Source organism: Streptomyces sp. SID486, assembly GCF_009865385.1.
In the GTDB taxonomy this organism is placed as follows: domain Bacteria; phylum Actinomycetota; class Actinomycetes; order Streptomycetales; family Streptomycetaceae; genus Streptomyces.
Genome location: NZ_WWJT01000691.1, coordinates 1 through 286 on the forward strand (window position 1 = coordinate 1; position 286 = coordinate 286).

Annotated in this window: 1 pseudogene; it reads right to left on the reverse strand. The window is 73.8% G+C overall.

Annotated elements, in window-relative coordinates:
* A pseudogene (locus GT045_RS31935) lies at nucleotides 1-275 on the reverse strand (AMP-binding protein); the annotation flags it as partial.
* Between the last annotated feature and the right edge of the window lie 11 nt (nucleotides 276-286).

Here is a 286-nt window from a genome sequence, read left to right on the forward strand (position 1 = left end):
ACGATGAGCTGGATCCGCTCCATCGGGTAGCGGGTGTCGAGCGGGACGTACACCGCGCCGGCCTTGACGACCGCGAGGGTGCTGACGACCGCCTCGACCGACCGCTCCTGGAAGAGCGCGACCCGGCTCCCGGCACCGACCCCTGCCGCGATCAGCCGGTGAGCGAGCCGGTTCGCCCTCTCGTCCAGCTCGCGGTAGGTCAGTTCCTCGGTGCCGTGCACGACGGCCACGGCGTCCGGGGTCCGGGCGGCCTGCGCGGCGAACAGCTCGCCCAGCCCCGCGTCGG